The organism is Mycobacterium sp. IDUB_9 (genome assembly GCF_055419505.1).
The window spans coordinates 802859-824940 of the sequence record NZ_JBVAXU010000001.1 but is presented as its reverse complement, the minus strand read 5'-3'; the positions used below and the strand labels follow the sequence as shown (position 1 = coordinate 824940).

Below are 22082 nucleotides of genomic sequence, written 5' to 3'. Positions count from 1 at the left end.
CGGCTAGGGCAACTCCTGGATACGGACCATGTTTCCGGCGGGATCGCGAAGAGCGCAGTCGCGAACACCGTACGGCTGTTCGGTCGGTTCCTGGACCACCTCGATGTCTCCGGCCTGCACCTTCTCAAAAGTACTGTCTAGGTCTTTGGTGGCGAGCAGGAGTGTGCCGAAGGTGCCCTTGGCCATCATCTCGGAGATCATGCGGCGCTCGTCGTCGGTGAGGCCGGGGGTGGCGGTCGGTGGGTACAGGACGACGGATGTGTCGGGCTGATTCGGCGGACCGACCGTGATCCAGCGCATCCGGTCCTTGCCGACGTCGAGGCGGACCTCGAAGCCGAGGATGTCGCGATAGAACGCGAGGGATTCTTCCGGATCGTCGAGCGGCAGCATGCTTGAGTGAATGGTGAGTTCCATGCTTTTCACGCTAGGTGGAGGCGGGTGGCGGGCGCTTCTCGATTCCTGACCGGTTTGGTGACCTGTTTCTCCATGCACGACGGCAGGCCGTCGGTCACCGTGGCGGTCTGCTCGCGATATCGGCTGGGCGGGATGCCGACGAGTTCGGTGAATCGGGTGCTGAACGTGCCGAGCGAGGAACAACCGACGGCGAAGCACACCTCGGTGACAGACATGTCGCCGCGGCGCAGCAGCGCCATCGCACGCTCGATGCGACGGGTCATCAGATACGAATACGGTGACTCGCCGTAGGCGATCTTGAACTGTCTGCTGAGGTGTCCGGCCGACATGTTGACCCCCTGGGCAAGCGCTTCGACGTTCAGCGGCTGCGCGTATTCGCGGTCGATGCGGTCCCGGACCCGGCGCAGCAGCTTGAGATCTCCCAGCTGTCGGTCGGCCACATCGGCGATGGTACGTCTAGGGCCCGGTGCTGACCGGATGCCCGGCAAGCCGCCATTCGACCATTCCGTCGTTGAGGCGGATGGCGCGACGGCCGTCGGCGGTCAGGGTTCGCACGGCGTCGTGCGCGTACACGCAGTACTCGCCGCGGCAGTAGACGACGACGTCGGCATCGGCGGGCAGTTCGGTGATGCGCTCGGCGAGTTCGTCCACCGGTATCGAGACCGCGCCCGGGATGTGGCCGGCAAGAAACTCCTCGTCGGGCCGGACATCGAGCACCACCACACGCGCATCGGCGGTGTCGTCGTTGAGTCGTGACCACAGAGCGTCACGGTCGATGCCCGTGCCCACGGGCTCGCCGAGGTAAGCGTCGCGGGCGGCACCGACCTCGGACCTGCGACGGACGGCAACCGTGCGCAACAGCACCAGGAGTTGGGCGACATCGTCGCCCGCGAGGCGGTAGTAGACCTTGACACCTTCTCGGCGGGTCTCGACGAAGCCTGTCTGTTTGAGCACCTGCAGGTGCGACGAGGCTGTGGTCAGGTTCAGGCCTGCCGCGCGGGCGAGCGCCTCGACGCTGCGTTCGCCCTGGCTCAGCAAGTCGAGAATTTCCAGTCGGCTGGCGTGGGAGAGTGCCTTCCCGCTGGCGGCGAACCCTTCGTACAGACGTGTTTTCGCTGGTGCGCGATCCATAGCCACATTATTCCATAATTTCATGGAATAACGTACAGTTGTGACATGGGTTTCACCGAATCCGACCTGACCCCGCTGGTCGACCACGGGTTGGGCAACAGCTCCTACCTCGTCGACCTCGGCGACGGCCGGGCGTTGGCCGTCGACGCGAGCCGGGATCTGCGGGCACTGCGCCGCGCCGCCGATGCCCGCGGGCTCACCGTGGCATTCGCCGCAGACACCCATCTTCATGCGGACTTTCTGTCGGGAGCGGTGCAGCTGCACCATGATCTCGGCGCGAGCATCCTGGCCTCGGCGGTCGGCGGGCGCCGGTTCGACCACACCGGTCTGCGCGACGGCGACGAGGTCGACCTCGGCGGGTTGGCTCTGCGGGCCATGGCGACACCGGGTCATACCGACGAGCACCTGTCGTTCGTACTCACCGAGGACGGCCGCGAACTCGGAGTGTTCACCGGAGGATCGCTGATCGTCGGATCGGCGGCGCGTACCGACCTGCTGGGCGCCGGCCGCACCATGGAACTCACACGCGCCCAGTATCGGTCGTTGCAGCGCCTGGCCACACTCGACGACGAGGTTTCGGTATGGCCCACCCATGGCGCCGGCTCGTTTTGCTCGGCGCCGCCCGGCGCCGAGCGCATCACCACCGTCGGCGCCCAGAAACGCGACAACCCACTGCTGTCCGCAGCGGATGAGGACACCTTCGTCTCGCTGCTGTTGGCGAGTCTCGGTAGTTACCCCGCCTACTTCTCGCGGCTGGGTGAACGCAACAGGATAGGCGCGGGCGTGATGTCCGGCGCGCCGGTGCTCGAGGCTCTGGACGTCGATCGGGTGGAGGCACTGCTGGACGACGGTGCTGTCGTGGTCGATGTGCGGCCGCCGGGCGCATTTGCCGAAGGGCATGTTCCCGGAGCCCTGTCCATCCCGTTGCGTGACCAGTTTGCGACCTGGCTGGGCTGGCTACTCGACGATTCCGTGTCCTTGGTGATCGTCGCCGACGACAGTCAAGATCTGTCGGAAATCGGTTGGCAGTCTTACAAGATCGGCTACGAGCGACTGGTCGGACGGCTCACCGGTGGGGTCGACGCGTGGATGGCCGCGGGCGAGTCCGCTGAGCACCTGCCGTTCGCTCCTGCACACCGGCTCCCGGATGCGCCCTATCTCGATGTCCGGCAAGACGGCGAGTACGCCGGCGGTCATGTCGCAGGATCCCTGCACATCGAACTCGGAGCGCTGCCCGCTCATGCTGCCGACGTGCCGAACGGCGTCGTCGTCGCATGTGGTCACGGGGAGCGGGCGATGACGGCAGCCAGCGTGCTGCAACGACACGGGGTCGCAGATGTGTCAGTGCTCGACGGTGGGCCCGGGGACTACGCCGAGGCGCACGGTCGGGAGATGCGCACCGGCCGATGAAGAACTCCGTGTCTGCGGTGTCGCCGGCCTCCCGCATCGAACTCGGTCTGCGTGAGAATTGGCTGCAATTCACTCTTTTGGTCGTCGTCAACATTTGTGTCGGTGCCCTGGTGGGTCTGGAACGCACCACCGTTCCGTTGATCGGCTCCGAAACATTCGGACTGACAAACGACTTGGCTGTCTTCTCGTTCATCATCGCCTTCGGCGCGACCAAAGCACTGACCAACCTGGCGGCCGGAGCGCTGACCGCACGGTTCTGCCGCAAGCACCTACTGTTGGCGGGGTGGGCGGTTGGTGTCCCGGTTCCGTTCATGCTGGCGTGGGGTCCATCCTGGGGCTGGATCGTGGCCGCCAATGTGCTCCTCGGCCTCAATCAGGGCCTGGCCTGGTCCATGACGGTCAACATGAAGATCGATCTGGTGGGTCCGGAGCGGCGGGGACTGGCCACCGGCCTGAACGAGGCTGCCGGCTATGTGGCGGTGGGTGCCACGGCCCTGCTGACCGGGTACCTCGCCACCGCCTACGGGCTGCGCCCGGCCCCGGAGCTCATCGGCGTGGTGTTCGTCGTCGCCGGGCTCGGGCTATCGATGGTGGTACGGGATACAGCGGCGCACGTCGCCCTCGAACTGGAGCGCCACCCGCATCCGGCCACCGCTGCAGACGGCAGTTTGCGCACGATCTTCGCGCGTACCAGTTGGGGTGACCGCAGTCTGCGAGGCGCCAGCCAGGCCGGTCTGATCAACAACCTCAACGATGGCCTCACCTGGGGGGTGTTCCCGCTGTTGTTCACCGATCACGGGCTCGGTCTGGCCGCCATCGGGCTGATCAAGGGCCTCTACCCGCTGTTGTGGGGACTCGGGCAGATTCCCACCGGCCATCTCGCCGACCGAATCGGCCGAAAACCTCTGGTGGTCGCCGGAATGCTGGTCCAGGCAGGTGGATTCGGGTTGGCCCTTGCGCTGCTGAATTGGCCGCTGTTGGCCGGTGTCACCTCGGCGGCCGCCCTCGGGATCGGCACCGCCATGGTCTACCCGGCACTGATCGCCGTGGTCTCCGATCATGCGCACCCGAGCTGGCGGCCCAATGCGCTTGGCACCTACCGGTTCTGGCGTGATGCGGGCTACGCCGTCGGCGCTCTGGTCGCCGGTGTGATGGGGAACTGGCTTGGGCTCGAGTCCGCCGTCGTCGCAGCGGGGGGGCTGACGGCAGCCTCCGGAATCCTGGCGGCCCGGTGGATCACCGATCACCCACGATCCGGCGGCGGCGACTAGGCCGGCCCCGCCAGCCGATACACCGCGCCGGCGTAGTCGTCGGTGATGTAGACCGCGCCGTCGGGGCCCGCGACCGCAGCCACCGGGCGTCCCCAGCGGGCGCCGTCCGCGGCCTGGAAACCGCCGACCAGGGTCTGCTGCGGGCCCAATGTGCCGTTGTGCCAACCGAAGAATGACACCTCGGGCGCCTGCGGTGACCGCCGGTTCCAGGAGCCGTGCACCCCGACCAACGCGCCGGGGCCGTAACCGGGGAGTTCGGCGAAGCTCATCCCCAGCGGGGCGGAATGCGCGCCCAATGTCTGCTCTACCGGTGCCAGCGCCGCACAGTCCATCTTGCTGCCGTCGGTGTTCGTCTCGATGTCTCGGATGAACCGGGCGGGTGGTCCGCCGTCGGGATTGCAGTACGGCCAACCCAATTCGCGCCCCGGGGTCACCTTGGCCACCGATTCCGGCGGGTGATCGTCCACATAGTCCTGTCGCACCCGGCCCTGCGGATCGGCCACGTTGTCGCGGTTGTTCACCGCAGTCCACAGCGACCCGTCCGGGGCGAGGGCCAGACCCGTCCCGTTGCGCACCCCCGTGGCGAACGGGGCCGCCGGGCCACCACCGGGTGGTACCCGCATGATCGTGGCCCGCGGCGGAGTGGCGGCGCGGTCCTCGGCGGAGGTATTGCCGGTCGAACCGATCGAAAAGTAGACCGCGCCATCGGATCCCACGACCACACTCTTGAGGGCATGGGAGTAGGCGCCGTGCAGTTCAGGGCTCTTGGCGTCGGGTAGATCACCGGCGATCGTGCGGCGGTTGACGGCGCGGCCGCCGACGTAGTCGTAGGCGTCGATTCGGTTGCTCTCGGCGACGTACAGCGTGGGGCCGGCGAAGAAGAGTCCGTGTGGCTGCTCCAGCCCGTCGAGCAGGGTGCGCCGGTCGGGGCGCACCGTCAGTACCTGCCCGGTGGCCGGCACCGACACCAGCAGCGCGCCGTCCGGGGCGAACGTGGCCATCCGGGCCTTCGGCACCCTGGCGATCACCTCGATGTTCCAGCCCTTCGGGATCAACGCCCGGCGAGGTTCATCGAGTGGGGCTTGGGCAAGGTCCTCCGGTACCTGGAGGGGCGCAGCTGCCAGCCCGGCGGGCGGCGCGCTCGACGCCGGTGCTGGTGCGGTGTCCGGGCCGCTTCCACACGCGGCCAGGCTGACCGCGGTGACCAGTGCGATCGCGCTACGCGCCGCCAAGACCCGCATTCATCTCCCAGACCAGGATCTCGGCTTCGGTGCCGGCTGTGACCTGTCCGCCCGAATCGGTGAGCCGGGCGGCGTCACCCTCGGCGAGCGGCCCGGATCCGTCCAGCGTGACGGTGCCGCGTGCGACGAACAGATGGACGTAACGGGCCTGCGGCAGTTCGACCGAGTCGCCGGGCTGCAGGCGGGCGCCGTACAGAGTGGCATTGCGGTTGCCCAGGGTGACCGCCGCGTCGATGGCCCCGGAGGCGATCGGCGTCAACGTGTTGGCCAGTTCGATCTCCTGCTGCTGATAGCTCGGCGTCACCCCGGCAGTATCGGGGAGCGCCCACATCTGGACGAAATGCACGGGCTCACCGGAAGATCCGTTCTTCTCGGAATGCTGCACGCCGGTGCCCGCCGACATCCGCTGGGCCAGACCCGGGTAGATCACCCCTGAGTTGCCCATCGAATCCGCGTGCGCCAATTGACCCGACAGCACCCAGGTGACGATTTCCATGTCCCGGTGCGGGTGGGTGTCAAAGCCGGCGCCCGGCGCAACGATGTCGTCGTTGTTCACCAGCAACAGACCGTGGTGGGTGTTGGCCGGGTCGTAGTAGTCGGCGAAGGAGAACGAGTGCCGCGATTGCAGCCAATCTGTCGTGCTCGCCCCGCGGTCGTCCCCGCGTCGGATGTCGACTCTGGACGTCCCGGAAGCCATGGCGCCAGCCTACCGACGGCCTTGGCTGACCAACCGGTGGATCGGGCGAGGCGGGGGCCTAGTGTGTTGGACGTGGAACTCAACGGAGCAAGCGCCATCGTCACCGGTGGCGCATCAGGTATCGGCGCGGCGACCGCCCGCCAGTTGGCCGCCAAGGGAGCCCGCGTCATCGTGGCTGACCTGCAGGCGGACAAGGGCGAGGCCCTCGCCAAAGAGATCGGCGGCATCTTCGTCACCGTCGACGTCACCAACACCGACCAGATCATCGATGCGGTCAAGACTGCCGCGGACCTCGGCCCGCTGCGCGCCCTGGTGAACTCGGCCGGCGTCGGCTGGGCCCAGCGCACCATCGGCAAGGACGGTGAGTTCTCGTCGGCTCACGACCTCGGCCTGTACAAGAAGGTGCTCGACATCAACCTGGTCGGCACCTTCGACTGCATTCGTATCGCCGCCACCCAGATGAGCAAGAACGAGCTCACCGACACCGGTGAGCGCGGCGCGATCGTCAACATGACCAGCGTTGCGGCCTTCGACGGCCAGATCGGCCAGGCGGCCTACTCGTCGTCCAAGGGCGGCGTGGTCGGCCTGACCCTGCCGGTGGCCCGTGATCTGTCCGCGGTGGGCATCCGCGTCAACACCGTGGCGCCGGGACTCATCGACACCCCGATCTACGGGGAAGGAGAAGCGTCGGAGGCGTTCAAGGCCAAACTCGGCGAGTCGGTGCTCTTCCCGCACCGTCTGGGCAAGCCCGACGAGCTGGCCTCCATGGTCGTCGAGCTGCTCACCAACTCCTACATGAACGCCGAGGTCGTCCGCGTCGACGGCGGCATCCGGATGCCACCCAAGTAACCCTCGCGAACAGTCACAAACCTGCCCCTTTTCGCTTGAAAAGGGGCAGGTTTGTGTCTGCTGGGCAGAATCGTCGGGTGACCGATACCTGGTGGGGCGACGCGCTGCTCGGCCTCGGGGCCGCCCTGTTGCTGAGCTGGCTCGTCCTCGTCATCGTGCTGCTCATCGTGCGGCCGCGCGGAAACCTGCTCGGTGAGGCCCTGCGAATACTTCCGGACCTGCTGCGCCTGATCCCGCGCCTGGCCGGCGACACGTCGTTGCCTCGTGGCCTACGTGTCCGGTTGGCGCTGTTGGTGGTCTACCTGGCGCTGCCCATCGATCTGATCCCCGATTTCATCCCGGTCCTCGGCTACGCCGACGACGCAATCATCGTCAGCGTGGTGCTGCGGAGCGTGGTGCGCCAAGCCGGACTCGATGCCGTTCGGGCGCACTGGCCGGGCACCGATGACGGGTTCCATGCCTTGGTGCGATTGACCGGCCTCAAGTAACTCTCGCGGGCAAAAACAAGATCCCCCTTTTCGACGCTGAAAAGGGGGATCTTGAGGCTGATCGGCGGAGAGAGAGTTACCAGTCCGACTCGTCGAACTTGATGACGCCGCGAATGTTGTTGCCGTCCAACATGTCCTGGTAGCCCTGGTTGATGTCTTCGAGCTTGTAGGTACGCGTGATCATGTCGTCGATGTTGAGCAGGCCCGACTTGTACAGCGCCGTCAGGCGAGGCGTCTCGACATGCGAGTTGCCACCACCGAAGATGTTGCCCTTCAACGTCTTCTGCAACATGGTGAACAGGAAGAGGTTGAGCTTGACGTCGGCATCCATCATCGACCCCATGCCCGTCACCACGCAGGTGCCGGTCTTGGCGGTGAGGATCATCGCCTCTTCGATGTATTCGCCCTTCATATCGCCGACGGCGATGATGACCTTGTCCGCCATCAAGCCCCAGGTGGTCTCGATGACCGGCGCGATGGCCTCGGCCATCGAAGCGTAGACGTGGGTGGCGCCGAACTTGATGGCCTGCTCGCGCTTCCATTCGTTCGGGTCGATGGCGATGACGTGCTTGGCGCCGGAGATCACCGCGCCCTGCAGGGCACTCATACCGATACCGCCGACGCCGACGATGATGACGGTTTCACCGGGCTTGACGTCGGCGACGTTGGTGGCCGAGCCGAAGCCGGTGGGCACCGCGCAGCCCATGATGGCCGCGGTCTCGAACGGGATGTCCTTGTCGATCTTGACGACCGAATCCTTGTGCACGGTCATGTATGGCGCGAACGTGCCGAGCAGGTTCATCGGCGATACGTCACGACCACCGGCGGTGATGCGGCTGGTGCCGTCGGCGATGGCCTTGCCGCCGAGCAGGACTGCGCCGCGGTCACACAGCGAGCGGAAGCCCTTCAGACATGGCGGGCATTCACCACATGCCGGGATGAAGGCGAGGATGACGTGGTCGCCCTCTTCGATGCCGGTGACGTTCTTGCCGACCTTGGTGACGACGCCGGCGCCCTCATGGCCGCCGAGCGCGGGCAATGCCATCGGAGTGGCACCGGTGGTCAGGTGGTAGTCCGAGTGGCACATTCCCGCGGCGTGCATCCGGATCTGTACTTCGTCGGCGACAGGATCACCGAGGTCGATCTCGTCGACCTGGAATGGCGAGTTGAGTTCCCACAGCAGGGCGCCTTTGGTCTTCATGGGGGCGATAATAGAACAGGTTGCAGTACTGCCAGGTAACCGGCCTCTGACCTGCAGCTATTCAAGCTTGATTTCGTTGTTGGTAGACGGGCGAGACACGTGTCAAGCGGGCGAAGTGATCACTCGGACATCCAGCGATGAAAAGTGAGGCTGCGGTCGGTCTATCCACCATGACCCAGAAAAACCCCAGCATCAACGCAAGCATCGTCCCGAATCTGTGGTTCGACCGGGAGGCCGAGCAGGCCGCTCAGCACTACATCGCCGCATTCGGCGGCAATGGCCGCGTCGTCAACACCATCGCCTCCCATCCCGAGTCGCCTTCTCCGCAGGATGTCCCGGTCGTGGTCGAGTTCGAACTGTCCGGGCAGCGCTTCGTCGGGATCAACGGCGGCCCGCAGTTCACCTTCACCGAGGCGATCTCCCTGGAGGTGCGTGTCACCGGGCAGGAGGAACTCGACCGGCTCTGGACGGCGCTGGTCGACGGCGGCGAGGAACTGCCGTGCGGATGGCTCAAGGACAAATACGGGCTGGCCTGGCAGATCACGCCGACCGAGTACTACGACCTGCTGGACAAAGGGAACTCTGAGGCTGAGGCCCGCTTGATGTCCGCAGTGCTGAAGACCTTCGGCAAGTTCAACATCGCCGAACTGCAGGCGGCCTACCGCGGGGCATAGACCGCGGCGGTGGCTCAGTGGAGGCCGAGCGGTCCGGCCAGCTCGGCAAGCGCAGGAACCAGCTTGTCGGATCCGGTCAGGACCTGCACGGCCACGTGGTTCGCGCCGGCGGCCAGATGCTCGTTGAGTCTGGCCGCGAGGGCATCAGTACTGCCATATGCGACAAGAGCGTCGATCAGGGCATCGCTGCCGGGCGTCGCGACGTCGGTGTCGGTGAACCCCAACCGCTTCCAGTTGTTCACGTAGTTGGTCCCCTTCAGATAGATGTCGAGGGCCTTGCGCCCGACGGACCTTGCCTGCGCAGCGTCGCTGGTGAGCACCACCTTGTGCGCCGGGGCGATGAACGCATCCGGTCCGACCAGGGCACGCGCCTGGGCAGTGTGCTCCGGGGTGGTCAGATAGGGATGGGCTCCCGCGCTCCGGCGTGCGGCCAGTTTGAGCACCTGTGGGCCGAGCGCGGCGACAACGCGGCGGTCCTCGGGCACCCCGTACTCGTCGAGTTTGTCCAGGTACTCGGTGAGCGCGTGGTAGGGCTTCTTATACTCGGCAACCAGCTCGGGGTGCCCGGCGCCGATCCCGAGCAGGAACCGCTCGGGGTGAGCTGCCTCGATGCGGTGGAACGACTCCGCAACCGGACCGGCGGCGGACGCCCAGATGTTGACGATGCCCGTGGCCACTTGCAGTTTCTCGGTTGACTCCAAGACCGACTCAACCCAGTCGAGTTGGGCCGGCGGCGAGCCACCGGCCCAGATGGCGCCATAGCCGAGCGCTTCGATGTCCCTCAGTTGTGCGGCAGTCAGTTGCTTCCACTGCCTGAACAGGCCGAAGACGCCGAAGGTGCCCAGAGTCGGGTTCGTCATGGCTCGGTCAACCTGCCTTGCTGCAGTTGGGTGTGGTGGGCACGCCGTTGAAGCGGTCGGCGATCCAGGCCATGCTCCGCTCGCCGTCAACGAAGGCGGTCAGGAGTGAATTGGCATCCGTCTTGTTCAGGAAAGGTGGTTGCTCGTTGGTCCACAACGTGACGTCGGCTCCGAGCGCGCACCAATCTCTCGCGGTGGTCACAACCGATTCATATGGCGCGAAGGAGTCCCAGCGATTGTGTGAAAGGTACACCGGTCCAGTGGGTTTCACGTTCCCGATTCGCTGCATCGCCAGAATCGAGTTGAGCGGCTCCTCCCGCACCGATCGATAGAGGTCCTTCGTGAACCATGGCTGCAGATGGCGGAACGCGTAGTTGATGCCAGTTTGGATCATGCACTGCCGGCTGGTGTTGGCCAACATCTCCACACCGCGCGGGGTGAGGGAATCGGTAATCGGTTGTCTCATATCGGGATACGCTTCTTGAATCCCTCGCAGCACCCACCCGAGGGATCCGGCGAGCTGGTTCCCGTCAAGGGGCGGCAGCATGCTGGGCAGATCGGTCGTCGCGCCGTTGGCATAGGTCCCGACGACGTTGAGCTCGGGTGCGTACGCGCCGGCCAGCTCGGCCGCTGCCAGCGCAGCATGTCCGCCGCCGGCCAGCCAGCCCCAGAAGGCGACGGGACCTTGCGGGTCCAACGTGGTGCCGGGCAGTTTCATGGCTGCCCGCGCGGCGTCGTTGAGTGCCGTCCCGCCTGCGACCCGGTTCAGGAACTGTGGCGCCATCGGACCGTGCACGCCCAGTCCGACACCGTCTGTGACGACTATGGCGAAGCCGCGCGCCAGCAACGTCGCGATGAATCCTTCCTCGAGATTGAACATCAGGTCGAAACCCGTGTCCAAAGAGGCATGGATGCCTTGGTTGAACAGGCGAGAGGGAGCGCACTGTTCCCCCATTCCGTACGGGGCTGTGGCGTAGGCCAGCAACGGGCGGGGTCCACCGCCGGGCCAGGAGACGTCCGGTTCGATGTAGGTACCCGTGACTGCCACGGGGTGACCCTGAGCATCGGTGCTGCGATACATGATTCGCGTCCCGGTACCAACGAATGAGCCCAATTGTCCGGAAGGCTCCAGAACCAGCCTGGAAGGCTCCGTTCGGATGAGATCACCCGGTACGCCCGCGGGTAAGGGATCCGGCGGAGTGTAGAACGCCAGATACTGTGATTCGTCAGCTCGAGCGACCGGCGCATTCAACGAAAACGGCGCTGACGCAAGAACACACAGGGCGACGATTACCGCCCTGACCCAGATCGGCGGACAGGGAATCATCGTTGGCTTCCTTTGGTTGGGCTGGTGGTACGACGGATGGTTGGTGTGATCGGGTGTGAAGGCCGAGCGTGTCGACTAACCGAGCAACGCGGCGAGTTCCCTCGCGAATACGGTGATGGCGTGATCGCCGGCGTCGAGTACGCCCGCCAGCAATGGGAAGCTGTGCGGCATGCCCTCGTACTCGTGGGCGCGAACCTTGACGCCGGACACGGCAAGCCTTTTCCCGTAGCGGTCCGCATCGTCGGCAACGGGATCCACCTGGGCACTGACGATCACGGCCGGCGGGGCGCCTACGAGCTCCTGCGTCAGCAGCGGCGAGGCGAGGCTCGACTGACGGTCGCCGATCTCGGGTATGTACATGTCGTAAGCCCATTCGAGTGCGGTCCGGGTCAGGAATGGGCCGTTCTTGTACCGGTCGACCGAGTCGCTGCTCATCGTGGCATCGAGTGCGGGACACAGCAGACCTTGGGCCTTGACCGAAGGACCTTGCTCACGAGAGGCAAGCGCAACACTTGCCGCCAGCGCGCCCCCGGAGGAATCGCCGGCGACCGCCAGAGCCTCGACATCGATACCAAATCGATCGGAATGCTCACTCACCCAGGAAAATGCGTCGGCGGCGTCATGGTGAGCACGGGGAAACCGGTCTTCTGGGGCCAGGCGGTATGCGACGGAAACTACGATGAGTTCACCCCGCACGCAGAGCTTTCGGCAGAGCCGATCGTGGGTGTCCAGGCTTCCGCGTACGAATGCCCCGCCATGTAGATAGACAACGCCCGGCAGCGAAGCGCCGGAAACTGGTGGGTGGTAGCTGCGTGCCGCGATCGACCCGTGGCGGACAGGGATCATGAAATCAGTGACAGTGCAGCCTGTTTCGATGTCACCCGCCAACGAGACCAGATTCTCGCCGGACTGCCGGTAGGCGGCGATCGGCATCTCCCACGGCTGTGCAGCGGGACGCTCTGACAAGGCCTGCAGCAGCTGCTGGACCTGCGTGTGCAGCGCACTCATGCGTCGGCTCGGAGTTTGCCGCGTCCTCTGTACTCCGGCTCCAATTCCACTGATAGACCTCCAGTTTCGGGCGGGCCGCCTTCCAGGCCTCGCGGTGGATCCGAGCGTGCACCATGCGTTGGTGATAGTCAACACATTGTCGATTTCCCATCGACGGTGATACAGGGCGAATCGGTCGCCCAAAGTGGACACACTGTTGACTAGTCTCGACTGTGAGTCTAATCTCAATCTTGCCAAGGCCGTGACACCGAACACCGGCGCACGGCGTCACAACCACAAAAGAGGATTGACATGGCCACGAGATCGGACGTCGACCAGATCCAACCGTCGACTTCACGCGATGGCGAGAGCTACGTGTCCCACCGTGAGGACATCCACTTCAACATGACCGGTGACTTCATGACGGGCGTGGATTTCTGGATCCACGCAACCGGTGAGACCACCAGCGGCCAGCTGATCGTCATCGAGACCAATTGGGTGCGCGGCACCGAACCGGTCTGGCACATCCATCACCGGGAAGAAGAAGGCTTCTTCGTGATGGACGGCGAGATCAAGATCCACACCGAGGCCGGTTCGTACAACGCCAAGAAGGGCCAGTTCGTCTGGGGGCGCAAAGATCAGCGGCACACCTATGAGGTGGTCGGTGACGAAGCGCGGATTCTCGTGGTGTTCGTGCCCGGGCCCGACAGCAATGGGTTCGAGCCCAACGGCGGTATCGACAAGTACTTCTACGAAGCGCGCGATCGTGAGCTCAGGACGCCTGAGCAGCTGCAGGCCGAGGTCGAGAACCTGAAGGTCAACTACGGCCTGGAGATGTTCCCCGAAATTCCGCATCCCCGCGAGAACGCGTGAGCGTGGTTGTCGTTTCGGATATTTGGCTTTACTGACCATTGGAGTTGCTGTGACCATCGATGTATCTCTTGACACCGTTCCGCATTGGATCGGCGGCGCGGCCGTCTCCTCGACGGAGGGGCCGCGAGCCGAGATCCATGACCCCGCTACGGGGAGCGTGATCGGGGCAGTTGTGTTGGGCGGTGCCGATGCCGTCGACGAAGCGGTGGCCAGTGCGCGAGCAGCGGCGGTGGCCTGGGCCGATACGCCCAGCCCCGCCCGCGCGGCGGTACTGCATCGCTTCCGGGTGTTGCTGCACGAGCAGGTGGACGACTTGGCGTCGATCATCACCGCCGAACAGGGCAAGACGCTTGCAGATGCCCGGGGAGAAGTGGCGCGCTCGATCGAAGCCGTCGACGTCTCCCTTTCGCTGGTGCAGCAACTCAAGGGCGAGTACGCCGAGCAGGTTGCCAACGGGGTCGACACGTACTCCTTCCGGCAACCGCTCGGCGTGTGCGCCGGCATCACACCGTTCAACTTTCCGGTCATGGTGCCGGTGTCGATGTTCGCCGCCGCCATTGCGTGCGGGAACGCGTTCGTGCTCAAGCCAAGTGAACAGGTGCCGTCGGCATCGGTGCGGTTGGCGCAGATCGCGAGCGAGGCGGGATTGCCCGACGGCGTGCTCAACGTCGTGCACGGCGGGGTGGAGGCAGCCGAGGCACTCATCGACCATCCCGACGTCGCAGCGGTGTCCTTCGTCGGGTCTACCCCGGTCGCACGCGCGATCTACCGGCGCTCGGCCGAGGCCGGCAAGAAGGTGCAGGCCCTCGGGGGCGCCAAGAACCACATGGTGGTGATGCCCGACGCAGACCTCGATGCCGCGGCCGATGCGCTGGTTTCGGCGGCTTACGGGGCCGCGGGTCAGCGATGCATGGCCGTGACGGTCGCGGTCGCCGTCGGTTCGGCGGCAGATGCGTTGGTGGCCAAGGTTGCCGAGCGCGCCAACGCGTTCACGGTGGGGCCGGGCGCGGCGTCGGGTACCGACATGGGGCCGTTGATCTCAGAGGGCGCACTCGATCGGGTCCGTGGGGCGCTGCAACGCTCCGTCGAGCAAGGCGGCCAACTGATCGTTGACGGCCGTGAACGGACAGCTCCGGGAGCCGGTTACTTCATCGGTCCCAGTCTCGTCGACCGTGTCCGCGTCGAGAGCGACCTCTACCGCGACGAAGTGTTCGGACCGGTCCTCAGCGTGCTGCGCGCCGAAGATCTCGAGCAGGCCCTGCAGATCGTCAACGACAACCCCTACGGGAACGGCGCCATCATCTTCACCGGCAGCGGCACGGCTGCGCGTCGATTCAGCCGGGGTGTACTGGCCGGCAGCGTAGGGATCAACGTGCCTATCCCCGTGCCGATCTCCTGGTTCGGCTTCGGCGGATGGGGAGACTCGCGCTTCGGAGACGACGGGCTCAACTACGACGGATACCGCTTCTACACGAGGTCCAAAGTCGTCACCCAGCGTTGGACCGAGCCCCGGCCCGGTCTTGCCCCGCACTTCGTCGCGGCAGGCAGCCAGTGACCAGCGCGGCGTTCCTCAATATTTCCGGCGCAGATGTCGAGCTGTACACCCTGCACGACCGGGGCGCGCTTGACGTAGCCCTCGACGGAGCACCGGCGAAACTCGACCACGTAGCACTACGGCTACACCGCGCCGACGGTCCCGAACTCGCGGGCTGCGCCATCCGCGGGCCTGGGCGCGCGGAGCCGATCGACGCACCGATTCTGATGGGAGACGCCACCCATGTCTGGACCGAGCCCCCCGGCATCGATGTTCTTCTCCAGCTGATCCGGCCGAGCGAGTGAGATCTCGATCTATATCCGTTGCACCACAGGCGGTCTCGCCAGCAGGCCGGCCGCAAACGAATCACCTTAGAAAAGGAGTGAACATGGGACGCATGGAAGGAAAGGTCGCGCTGGTCACCGGCGCGGCCCGAGGCCAGGGCCGCGCACACGCCATCCGCCTTGCCCAGGAAGGTGCGGACATCCTCGCCTTCGACTGCCCGGCGAATGGAGGGGTTCCCTATCCCGTCGGCACGGCGGCTGACCTCGAGATCACGGTCAAGGAAGTCGAGGCGCTGGGCCGGCGAATCATTGCGCACCAAGGCGACGTTCGCGAGCAGGCCGCGCTGGACAAGCTGGTCGCCGAGGGCGTGCAGGCCTTCGGCGGACTCGATGTGGCAGTGGCCAACGCCGGCATCTGGACTGTGCACCCGTTCGCGGACATTCCCGAGGACGAGTTCCTGGATGTGCTCAACGTCAACATCATGGGGCCCTGGCGCACGCTGAAAGCGGTAACTCCCGCCATGAAGGCGCGCGGAGGTGGCTCGGTGATCATCACCTCGTCCGGCAATGGCGTCGAGGGGTCTCCCCATTACGTGCACTACGTGGCGTCGAAGCATGGCGTACTCGGTTTGGCGAAGAGTGCGGCACTCGAGTTCGGCCAGTACGGCATCCGAGTCAACTCGCTGCTTCCCGGGCCGACCGATACTCCCGCCCTGGATTGGCAAGGCGGCTATGACCTTTGCGCGGGCAAGGGCCCGGGTAACGGCGTCAAAGAGGACCTACAGGGCGCGAAGTACTGGGCGGTTCTCCGGGACGTGGGCCTCCTGCCGCCGCAGGCCATGAGCGAGGCGGTGCTGTGGCTGGCATCCGACGAATCACGATGGACGACAGGCCTCGAGATGTTGGTGGAGGGCGGTCACATGCTCATGCCGGGGCTGAACATGACGAAAATGGCCCTGGACAACCAATAGCGTCCGAGCAGCCCTGGAAGTCAGATAAGCCCTCTGTGAAGGCATCGATCACGCCTTTGCAGAGGGCTTGCGGCGTCGAGCGGGTTTCTTGGCGGGCTTCCACTCAAGGCCATAGACCGTCCGCAGCCAGATCGTCGTCACGGTTTCGGCCATGTCCTCCAACGGGATTGCGTTCTCGCTGCGCAGACTCATCAAGGCGAGGTTGCGCTCGCCCATCCACATCAACGCGGCGGCCAAAGATCTGGCCGGCGGCCCCGCGATGGCGATACCGGCGGCTCTGTCGCGCTCGATGCTGGCAGCCGATGCGTCGATGAACCGGCCGAGGATCGTGTCCCACTGCGTCTGCAAGTCCGGCTCGGCCGCAGCGGCGTCACCTACTTCACGAAGAACGTGACCGTGCTGTTCCCAGACCTGAATGACTTCCTTGACCGCGTGCTCGATGGCCGCCTCCGGCGGCATGCCTGCCGGCCGCTCAAAAATCAGTTGCGACGCCTGAAACACGTCGGCGGTGACCCGCGAGAGCAGCGCAGACAGTAGCTGCCACTTGGACTCGAAGTAGAAGTAGAACGACGACCGCGACAGTCCGGCGCGCTTGGTCAGATCGTCGATGGAGATGTTGCGCAGCGGCACCGTGCGCAACATGTCGTAGGCACCTTCGAGGATGGCTTGCTCGCGCCTGTCACCTTTGATGTTCCGGCGGCCCACCCGTGTTTCCGCGGTGCTCGAGCCAAAAGGTGAAGTGGACGCCATGTCAAACATGATAGGTCAGACCTACCACGAAGCCGCGGTGCCGCGGGTGGATGCATCGGCAAAGTATCGACGCTGTGTTGATAATACTCAACATGTAGTGCATACTGAGTCGGTTGCGCCGGCCTCCTGCTCGGATTCTGCCGCTGATCTCCTTGCGCTCAAACGGGATTCGCGCGCCGGCCGCGGAATGAAATGCTCTCTACCCGAAGCGGGAGTCAACCGTGTCCAACCTCGCCGACAATCTCGTCGCAACCGCTCACGTATACGGGGACCGGCCGGCCGTGAAGCTTGACGAGTACGTCGTGTCCTATCGTCAGCTCTATCACCACGCTTCGGCTGTCGCCGGGGACCTGCGAGCCCGGGGTGTGCTCCCGGGCGACCGGGTAGGCGTGGTGCTTCCAAACGTCCCCGCGTACCCAGTGTTGTTCTACGGCGCTCTGCTGGCCGGCGCGGTTGCAGTGCCGATGAATCCCCTGCTCAATGCTCGCGAGGTCGAGTACTACCTCACCGACTCTGGCATGTCACTGGTGTACGGATTGGACGGGAGCGATGCCGTCGTGTCGGCCGCGGCGGAGAAAGTCGGGATTCCTTCGGAACTGGTGCCCGCCACGGGACCAATGAACCTGTCCGGCAGCCCAATCTACGAAGCAACCACTCGAACCGACAGCGATACCGCCGTCATTCTCTACACCTCCGGTACCACCGGGAAGCCCAAGGGGGCAGAACTCACCCACGGGAACCTGTCGACCAACGCCGCGACGACAGTGGACACATTGATCGAAGTAGGGCCGGAAGACGTGATCCTCGGTTGCCTGCCGTTGTTTCACGTCTTCGGCCTCACCTGCGGGCTCAATGCAGCGGTCGAAGCCGCGTCCCTGCTCACCCTTGTCCCTCGCTTCGAGGCCACCAAGGTTTTGCAGGTCCTGGCCCGCGATCGGGTGACGGTTCTCGAGGGTGTGCCGACCATGTACGCCGCGATGTTGCACTCTCCCGATGCGGACAACACGGACATGTCCTCGCTGCGCACGTGCATCACCGGTGGTGCGGCCATGCCCGTCGAGATTCTCAAAGCGTTCGAGCAGAAGTTCGACTGCGAGATCTACGAAGGGTACGGGCTCTCGGAGACGGCGCCCATCGCCTGCTTCAACCAGCCAGGGCACCAACGCAGACCGGGCACCATCGGAATACCCGTACGGGGCTGCGCGCTGCGGATCGTCGGCGACGACGGCGAGGACATTCCCGACGGCGTGCCAGGCGAGATCGCCATCCAGGGCGAGAACCTCATGAAGGGATACTGGAACCGGCCTGAGGCAACCGCCGAAGCCATCCCCGACGGGTGGTTTCGTACCGGAGACATCGCCATTCGCGATCGCGACGGGTACTACACCATCGTCGACCGGAAGAAGGATCTGATCATCCGGGGCGGATACAACGTCTATCCCCGCGAAGTAGAGGAAGTCCTCTACGAACATCCTTGCGTCGCCGAAGCGGCGGTGATCGGCATCAAACACGCAGACCTCGGGGAGGAGATCGGCGCGGCCGTGGCACTCAAACACGGGGCATCTGCGGAAGCCGAAGAATTGAAGACCTTCGTCCGGGAACGACTCGCCGCGTACAAATACCCCCGCGAAATCTGGTTCGTCGACTCGTTGCCCAAGGGGCCGACCGGGAAGATCCTCCGGCGTGAAGTGCAGCCTCCCAATCCGACCAGGATCGACTGATGCACTGGCGATTTCAGGCAGAAAGGCGAGGCTCGACGCCGCCACGTCGAGCCTCGCCTCGCTTCGTCAATCGACGTGCGCAGGAACGGGCGCGACCTGGATGACCGCTTTTCCTCGAGTGCCGCCCGACAGAGCCTGATTGAGGGTTTCCCGAGCGTTCTCCAGTCCGTCGACGATGGTCTCGTCGTACGTCAGCGAGCCCTCGCCCAGTGCCGCCGCGAGCTTGCCGATGATCTCGCCGTAACGTTCGACGTGGTCGGTAACGATGAAGCCCCGCAGGGTAGCTCGCTGCATCAGCAACTGATTTGCGTTACGCAGGCCGGGTTGGTCGCTGTCTTCGTTGTACGTGTCGTACTCCGAGATCAGGCCACACAGCGACACTCGTGCGCCGATGTTCAGCCGGCCCAGGACATGATCCATTATCGGGCCACCGACGTTCTCGAAGTCGACGTCAACGCCGTCGGGAGTCGCGTCGTCGAATAGCTCGCGCCAGTTGTCCGCGTGCCGGTCGACGCATGCGTCAAAGCCTAGTTCCTCCACCAAGTGTCGGCACTTTTCGACACCGCCGGCGATGCCGACCACGCGAGCGCCACGCTGCTTCGCCAGCTGTCCGGCGATAGAACCGACCGCCCCGGCAGCGGCTGAAACAACAACCGTCTCGCCTGGCTGGGGATCGCCAAGCTCGACACCGATGAACGCTGAAATACCCGTGTGGCCCAGTACTCCGAGGAACGCGGGAAGCGGCGCCGGCAGCGGGTCGGGAAGAACCGTGAACGGAAATTCCAGAACGGAATCGTCAGCGACGCAATAGTCTTGCCAGCCGGTGAAGCCGAGCACGTACGCTCCGACCGGCAGATCGTCACGGCGACTTTCAATGACCTGTCCGACACCGAGGCCTCGCATCACCGCACCCAACTCAACCGGTGGGATGTAGGAACGCAACTGACTCATCCAGACCCGATTTGTGGGATCGAGTGAGAGGTACAGGGTGCGGACCAGCGCCTGTCCTTCGTCAATTTCCGCGATGGGCTCCTCGACCCACACAAGATCCGTCTCGGTGACCTGGCCTTGCGGTCGGCTCTGCAGGCGAAAGAGCCGGTTGATGGGCATTTTCATAACGGATCCTCTTCGTCACAGGTGGCGGGGTGGTGGTCATCATGCGTCGCACCTGCCGCGACCCAGGGAAGCGGCAAAGACCACCAGCGAGAATAGACCAGACGTCGATACTAATCAACGGTCCGTCGATATTACGGCTGGTGACGATCCTCTAGCGGTCGAGTGCGCCTGGGCGGCATTCGATTTGGAAAGGATCGACACACTGTTGACTATTAACGACGTATGGTGCACTCTCGATTTTGGCACCCGGCTGTGACGGCAGTCGACCAAGAGATGGAGGCGACGCATGAACGTACAAGCGGCCAACCGCGCAACGGTTGAGCGATTCTGGAAGGCCCTTGATGACGGTCCACCTAGCGGTGAGGCTTTGGAGGCTTGGAAGGACACCTTCGCCGAGGACGGCGTTTGGGAAATGCCATTCGCTCCCGAGCCGCTCGCCGACACCGTGCCAGGCCGGCACCTCATCGGTCATTTCATCGACTGGTTCTTCGACTCCGTGCCGGATCTCCGGATCGATTCACTGACCGTGCATGACACCACTGATCCGGAACTGTTCATTCTGGAACTGCACGGGAAGGCGACGGTCACGCAGACCGGCAAGATCTACGCCAATACCTATTGCACCCACATGCGGATCCGGGACGGCAAAGTTGTGCTGATTCGCGAGTACTTCAATCCCAATGTCGTGCTCGAGGCCTTCGGGCGCGATGTGATCGCCGAGGGCATGTCAGCTGTGATGGCGGCCGCCGGAGTGGGGGTCGGACAGTGAAGTTGGAGCCGGAGTTCAGCTACACCGCAGAGCTGGCCGAACCTCAAATCGTCGGCCCGGGACCCTACGGACTACGCCAAGTCCTCGCTGTCACCGGCGGCAAGGTCACCGGCAAACGATTCAGCGGAACCGCCGCTCCCGGCGGCGGGGACTGGCTACTGGCCGGCGAGGACGGCTACGGCCGCCTCGATGTCCGCGCTCAGTTCTACACCGACGACGGCGCAGTCATCTACATGAGCTACCAAGGCCTGGTCGAAGTCACCGAAGCCGCCGCAACCGCACTCAGCGGCGGCACCACCGGCACCGACTTCGGCGACCATTACTTCGTCACCACCCCACGCCTGGAATCCGGAGACCCCAGATACTCCTGGGTCAACCAAACCATCTTCGTCGGCCAAGGGCGCGTCCAACCCGGACCCGTCGTCGAATTCCAGGTCTTCCGAGTCGCGGGATGATCGGCGCCTAGAGCACCGCGGGCAGCCCGAAACTCTCGAACAGCGAGGGCTCCATGAACGCCACCACATGGGAGATGCCGTCCTGGCCGACGGCAAGGACGTGCAGCTGAAAGGCATCGTGCCGGCCCGTCTCGGGATTCAGCAGGTACATCGCCGCGGCGGGCTGGCCATTGGCGCTCGTGGCGATGAACCGCATGTCCCCGGCCTTCTCGGCCGGGCACTTGTAGCGGGACAGGTCGCCGATGGCCTGCGGCCCCTGATACCAGGTATCGAACGGCGGCATCTCCCAGATGGCCTCGGCGGTGAACAGCTCGACGAGCTTGTCGATGTCGTAAGCCTCGAAGGCGGCCATGTAATTGCGCAGGAGATTCTGCGCGTGCGGGGAATCCGGCGGATCGATCGCATCATCCTGGCTGGGGCCCACCGCGTCGAGCTGGGCGCGGGCGCGCTGCAACAGGCTGTTGACCGCCGCTGTCGAAGTTCCGATGGCGCCGGCCACCTCCGCGGCCTTCCACTGCAGCACCTCGCGCATCACCAGCACCGCACGCTGGCGGGCTGACAGGTGCTGCAGCGCCGCGACGAATGCGAGTCGCACCGAATCCCGGGTCCCCACGATCGTGCCGGGATCCGCCGGGTCGTCGGTGGAATCGGGGAGAGGCTGCAGCCAGGGGATCTCGTGGTGCTCGGAAATCTCATCGGTGGGCGACGAACTGGGATTGCCCAGGCCTGAGGGCAGCGGACGGCGTTGTCTGCCCTCCAACGCTGTCAGACAGGTATTGGTGGCGATGCGATACAACCAGGTGCGCACCGAGGACTTGCCCTCGAAACCCCCGTACGCCTTCCAGGCGCGCAGATAGGTTTCCTGCACCAGATCCTCGGCATCGTGCAGCGAGCCGGTCATCCGGTAGCAGTGAGCCAGCAGCTCACGGCGGTAGCGCTGGGCATCAGCCAGGAACGCATCGGCCGGGCTGTCGTCATCGAGGCGATGAGCGAGGACCGTCACATTCGCGAGCTTACGCAGCACCACCGACAACTACGACCGGAAAATGTCCGACCAGT

24 protein-coding genes are annotated in these 22082 nt (G+C 64.8%); 12 read left to right on the top strand and 12 right to left on the bottom strand.

Features of this window, described 5'->3' with window-relative positions; all coding sequences use genetic code 11:
* Positions 1-3: 3 nt before the first annotated feature.
* The 3 genes from ACZY08_RS04010 to ACZY08_RS04000 are packed head-to-tail and all read right to left on the bottom strand — an operon-like array spanning position 4 to position 1545.
* On the bottom strand, positions 4-414 hold the full coding sequence (locus ACZY08_RS04010; protein WP_463743288.1) for a VOC family protein: 411 nt from the start codon (positions 412-414) through the stop codon (positions 4-6).
* Between the two features lie 5 nt (positions 415-419).
* Positions 420-854: a helix-turn-helix transcriptional regulator gene (locus tag ACZY08_RS04005; RefSeq protein WP_463743287.1), complete on the bottom strand. Its 435-nt coding sequence runs from the start codon at positions 852-854 to the stop codon at positions 420-422.
* Positions 855-870: 16 nt separating this feature from the next.
* Entirely contained in the window at positions 871-1545 is a 675-nt protein-coding gene (locus tag ACZY08_RS04000) for an ArsR/SmtB family transcription factor (RefSeq protein WP_463743286.1), read from the bottom strand.
* A gap of 45 nt (positions 1546-1590) precedes the next feature.
* Here ACZY08_RS04000 and ACZY08_RS03995 point away from each other — a divergent pair, with 45 nt between their 5' ends.
* Positions 1591-2955 carry an MBL fold metallo-hydrolase gene (locus ACZY08_RS03995; RefSeq protein ID WP_463743285.1) on the top strand — a complete coding sequence of 455 codons (1365 nt, stop codon included), beginning with the start codon at positions 1591-1593 and terminating at the stop codon, positions 2953-2955.
* Entirely contained in the window at positions 2952-4226 is a 1275-nt protein-coding gene (locus tag ACZY08_RS03990; protein ID WP_463743284.1) for an MFS transporter, read from the top strand. Before ACZY08_RS03995 ends, ACZY08_RS03990 begins: the two co-directional genes overlap by 4 nt.
* On the opposite strand, the gene ACZY08_RS03985 is transcribed toward ACZY08_RS03990, so the two are convergent.
* Positions 4223-5467, bottom strand: coding sequence for a PQQ-dependent sugar dehydrogenase (locus ACZY08_RS03985; protein ID WP_463743283.1), 1245 nt, complete (start codon positions 5465-5467; stop codon positions 4223-4225). The genes ACZY08_RS03990 and ACZY08_RS03985 overlap by 4 nt on opposite strands.
* Complete coding sequence (locus ACZY08_RS03980; protein ID WP_463743282.1) at positions 5445-6164, bottom strand: pirin family protein; 720 nt, start codon at positions 6162-6164, stop codon at positions 5445-5447. The genes ACZY08_RS03985 and ACZY08_RS03980 overlap by 23 nt, the downstream gene beginning before the upstream one ends.
* 72 nt (positions 6165-6236) lie before the next feature.
* Between ACZY08_RS03980 and ACZY08_RS03975 the strand changes: the two genes are divergently transcribed.
* Positions 6237-7013 (top strand): SDR family NAD(P)-dependent oxidoreductase, encoded by a 777-nt coding sequence (locus ACZY08_RS03975; RefSeq protein WP_167857662.1) that lies wholly within the window; start codon positions 6237-6239, stop codon positions 7011-7013.
* Between the two features lie 77 nt (positions 7014-7090).
* On the top strand, positions 7091-7501 hold the full coding sequence (locus ACZY08_RS03970) for a YkvA family protein (protein WP_463743281.1): 411 nt from the start codon (positions 7091-7093) through the stop codon (positions 7499-7501).
* A gap of 76 nt (positions 7502-7577) precedes the next feature.
* Here the strand turns inward: ACZY08_RS03970 and ACZY08_RS03965 are convergent, their stop codons facing one another.
* On the bottom strand, positions 7578-8702 hold the full coding sequence (locus ACZY08_RS03965) for an NDMA-dependent alcohol dehydrogenase (RefSeq protein WP_463743280.1): 1125 nt from the start codon (positions 8700-8702) through the stop codon (positions 7578-7580).
* Between the two features lie 170 nt (positions 8703-8872).
* Between ACZY08_RS03965 and ACZY08_RS03960 the strand changes: the two genes are divergently transcribed.
* Positions 8873-9376: a VOC family protein gene (locus tag ACZY08_RS03960; protein ID WP_463743279.1), complete on the top strand. Its 504-nt coding sequence runs from the start codon at positions 8873-8875 to the stop codon at positions 9374-9376.
* A 14-nt stretch (positions 9377-9390) separates the two neighbouring features.
* On the opposite strand, the gene ACZY08_RS03955 is transcribed toward ACZY08_RS03960, so the two are convergent.
* The 3 genes from ACZY08_RS03955 to ACZY08_RS03945 all read right to left on the bottom strand — a co-directional run bounded on the left by ACZY08_RS03955 (position 9391) and on the right by ACZY08_RS03945 (position 12571).
* Positions 9391-10236 carry an LLM class F420-dependent oxidoreductase gene (locus tag ACZY08_RS03955; protein WP_463743278.1) on the bottom strand — a complete coding sequence of 282 codons (846 nt, stop codon included), beginning with the start codon at positions 10234-10236 and terminating at the stop codon, positions 9391-9393.
* A 7-nt stretch (positions 10237-10243) separates the two neighbouring features.
* Positions 10244-11563: a lipase family protein gene (locus tag ACZY08_RS03950; RefSeq protein ID WP_463743277.1), complete on the bottom strand. Its 1320-nt coding sequence runs from the start codon at positions 11561-11563 to the stop codon at positions 10244-10246.
* 75 nt (positions 11564-11638) lie between these two features.
* A complete protein-coding gene (locus ACZY08_RS03945) occupies positions 11639-12571 on the bottom strand; it encodes an alpha/beta hydrolase (protein WP_463743276.1) in 933 nt (310 codons plus the stop codon).
* Positions 12572-12862: 291 nt separating this feature from the next.
* On the opposite strand from ACZY08_RS03945, the gene ACZY08_RS03940 reads away from it, so the two are divergent.
* From ACZY08_RS03940 to ACZY08_RS03925, 4 genes are all read left to right on the top strand, one after another.
* The gene (locus ACZY08_RS03940; protein WP_463743275.1) at positions 12863-13423 is read left to right on the top strand and encodes a cupin domain-containing protein; all 561 of its coding nucleotides are present in this window, start codon (positions 12863-12865) and stop codon (positions 13421-13423) included.
* A gap of 49 nt (positions 13424-13472) precedes the next feature.
* Entirely contained in the window at positions 13473-14978 is a 1506-nt protein-coding gene (locus tag ACZY08_RS03935; RefSeq protein ID WP_463743274.1) for a CoA-acylating methylmalonate-semialdehyde dehydrogenase, read from the top strand.
* On the top strand, positions 14975-15262 hold the full coding sequence (locus ACZY08_RS03930) for a hypothetical protein (RefSeq protein WP_463743273.1): 288 nt from the start codon (positions 14975-14977) through the stop codon (positions 15260-15262). Before ACZY08_RS03935 ends, ACZY08_RS03930 begins: the two co-directional genes overlap by 4 nt.
* 83 nt (positions 15263-15345) lie before the next feature.
* On the top strand, positions 15346-16212 hold the full coding sequence (locus tag ACZY08_RS03925) for a mycofactocin-coupled SDR family oxidoreductase (protein ID WP_029106505.1): 867 nt from the start codon (positions 15346-15348) through the stop codon (positions 16210-16212).
* A gap of 48 nt (positions 16213-16260) precedes the next feature.
* Here the strand turns inward: ACZY08_RS03925 and ACZY08_RS03920 are convergent, their stop codons facing one another.
* Complete coding sequence (locus ACZY08_RS03920; protein ID WP_463743272.1) at positions 16261-16971, bottom strand: TetR/AcrR family transcriptional regulator; 711 nt, start codon at positions 16969-16971, stop codon at positions 16261-16263.
* 212 nt (positions 16972-17183) lie between these two features.
* Between ACZY08_RS03920 and ACZY08_RS03915 the strand changes: the two genes are divergently transcribed.
* A complete protein-coding gene (locus ACZY08_RS03915) occupies positions 17184-18683 on the top strand; it encodes a long-chain-fatty-acid--CoA ligase (RefSeq protein WP_463743271.1) in 1500 nt (499 codons plus the stop codon).
* Positions 18684-18749: 66 nt separating this feature from the next.
* On the opposite strand, the gene ACZY08_RS03910 is transcribed toward ACZY08_RS03915, so the two are convergent.
* Positions 18750-19799: an NADP-dependent oxidoreductase gene (locus ACZY08_RS03910; protein ID WP_463743270.1), complete on the bottom strand. Its 1050-nt coding sequence runs from the start codon at positions 19797-19799 to the stop codon at positions 18750-18752.
* Positions 19800-20085: 286 nt separating this feature from the next.
* Between ACZY08_RS03910 and ACZY08_RS03905 the strand changes: the two genes are divergently transcribed.
* Positions 20086-20568 carry a nuclear transport factor 2 family protein gene (locus ACZY08_RS03905; RefSeq protein WP_463743269.1) on the top strand — a complete coding sequence of 161 codons (483 nt, stop codon included), beginning with the start codon at positions 20086-20088 and terminating at the stop codon, positions 20566-20568.
* A complete protein-coding gene (locus tag ACZY08_RS03900; protein ID WP_463743268.1) occupies positions 20565-21023 on the top strand; it encodes a DUF3237 domain-containing protein in 459 nt (152 codons plus the stop codon). Before ACZY08_RS03905 ends, ACZY08_RS03900 begins: the two co-directional genes overlap by 4 nt.
* A 7-nt stretch (positions 21024-21030) precedes the next feature.
* On the opposite strand, the gene ACZY08_RS03895 is transcribed toward ACZY08_RS03900, so the two are convergent.
* Positions 21031-22056 (bottom strand): sigma-70 family RNA polymerase sigma factor, encoded by a 1026-nt coding sequence (locus tag ACZY08_RS03895; protein WP_463743267.1) that lies wholly within the window; start codon positions 22054-22056, stop codon positions 21031-21033.
* Between the last annotated feature and the right edge of the window lie 26 nt (positions 22057-22082).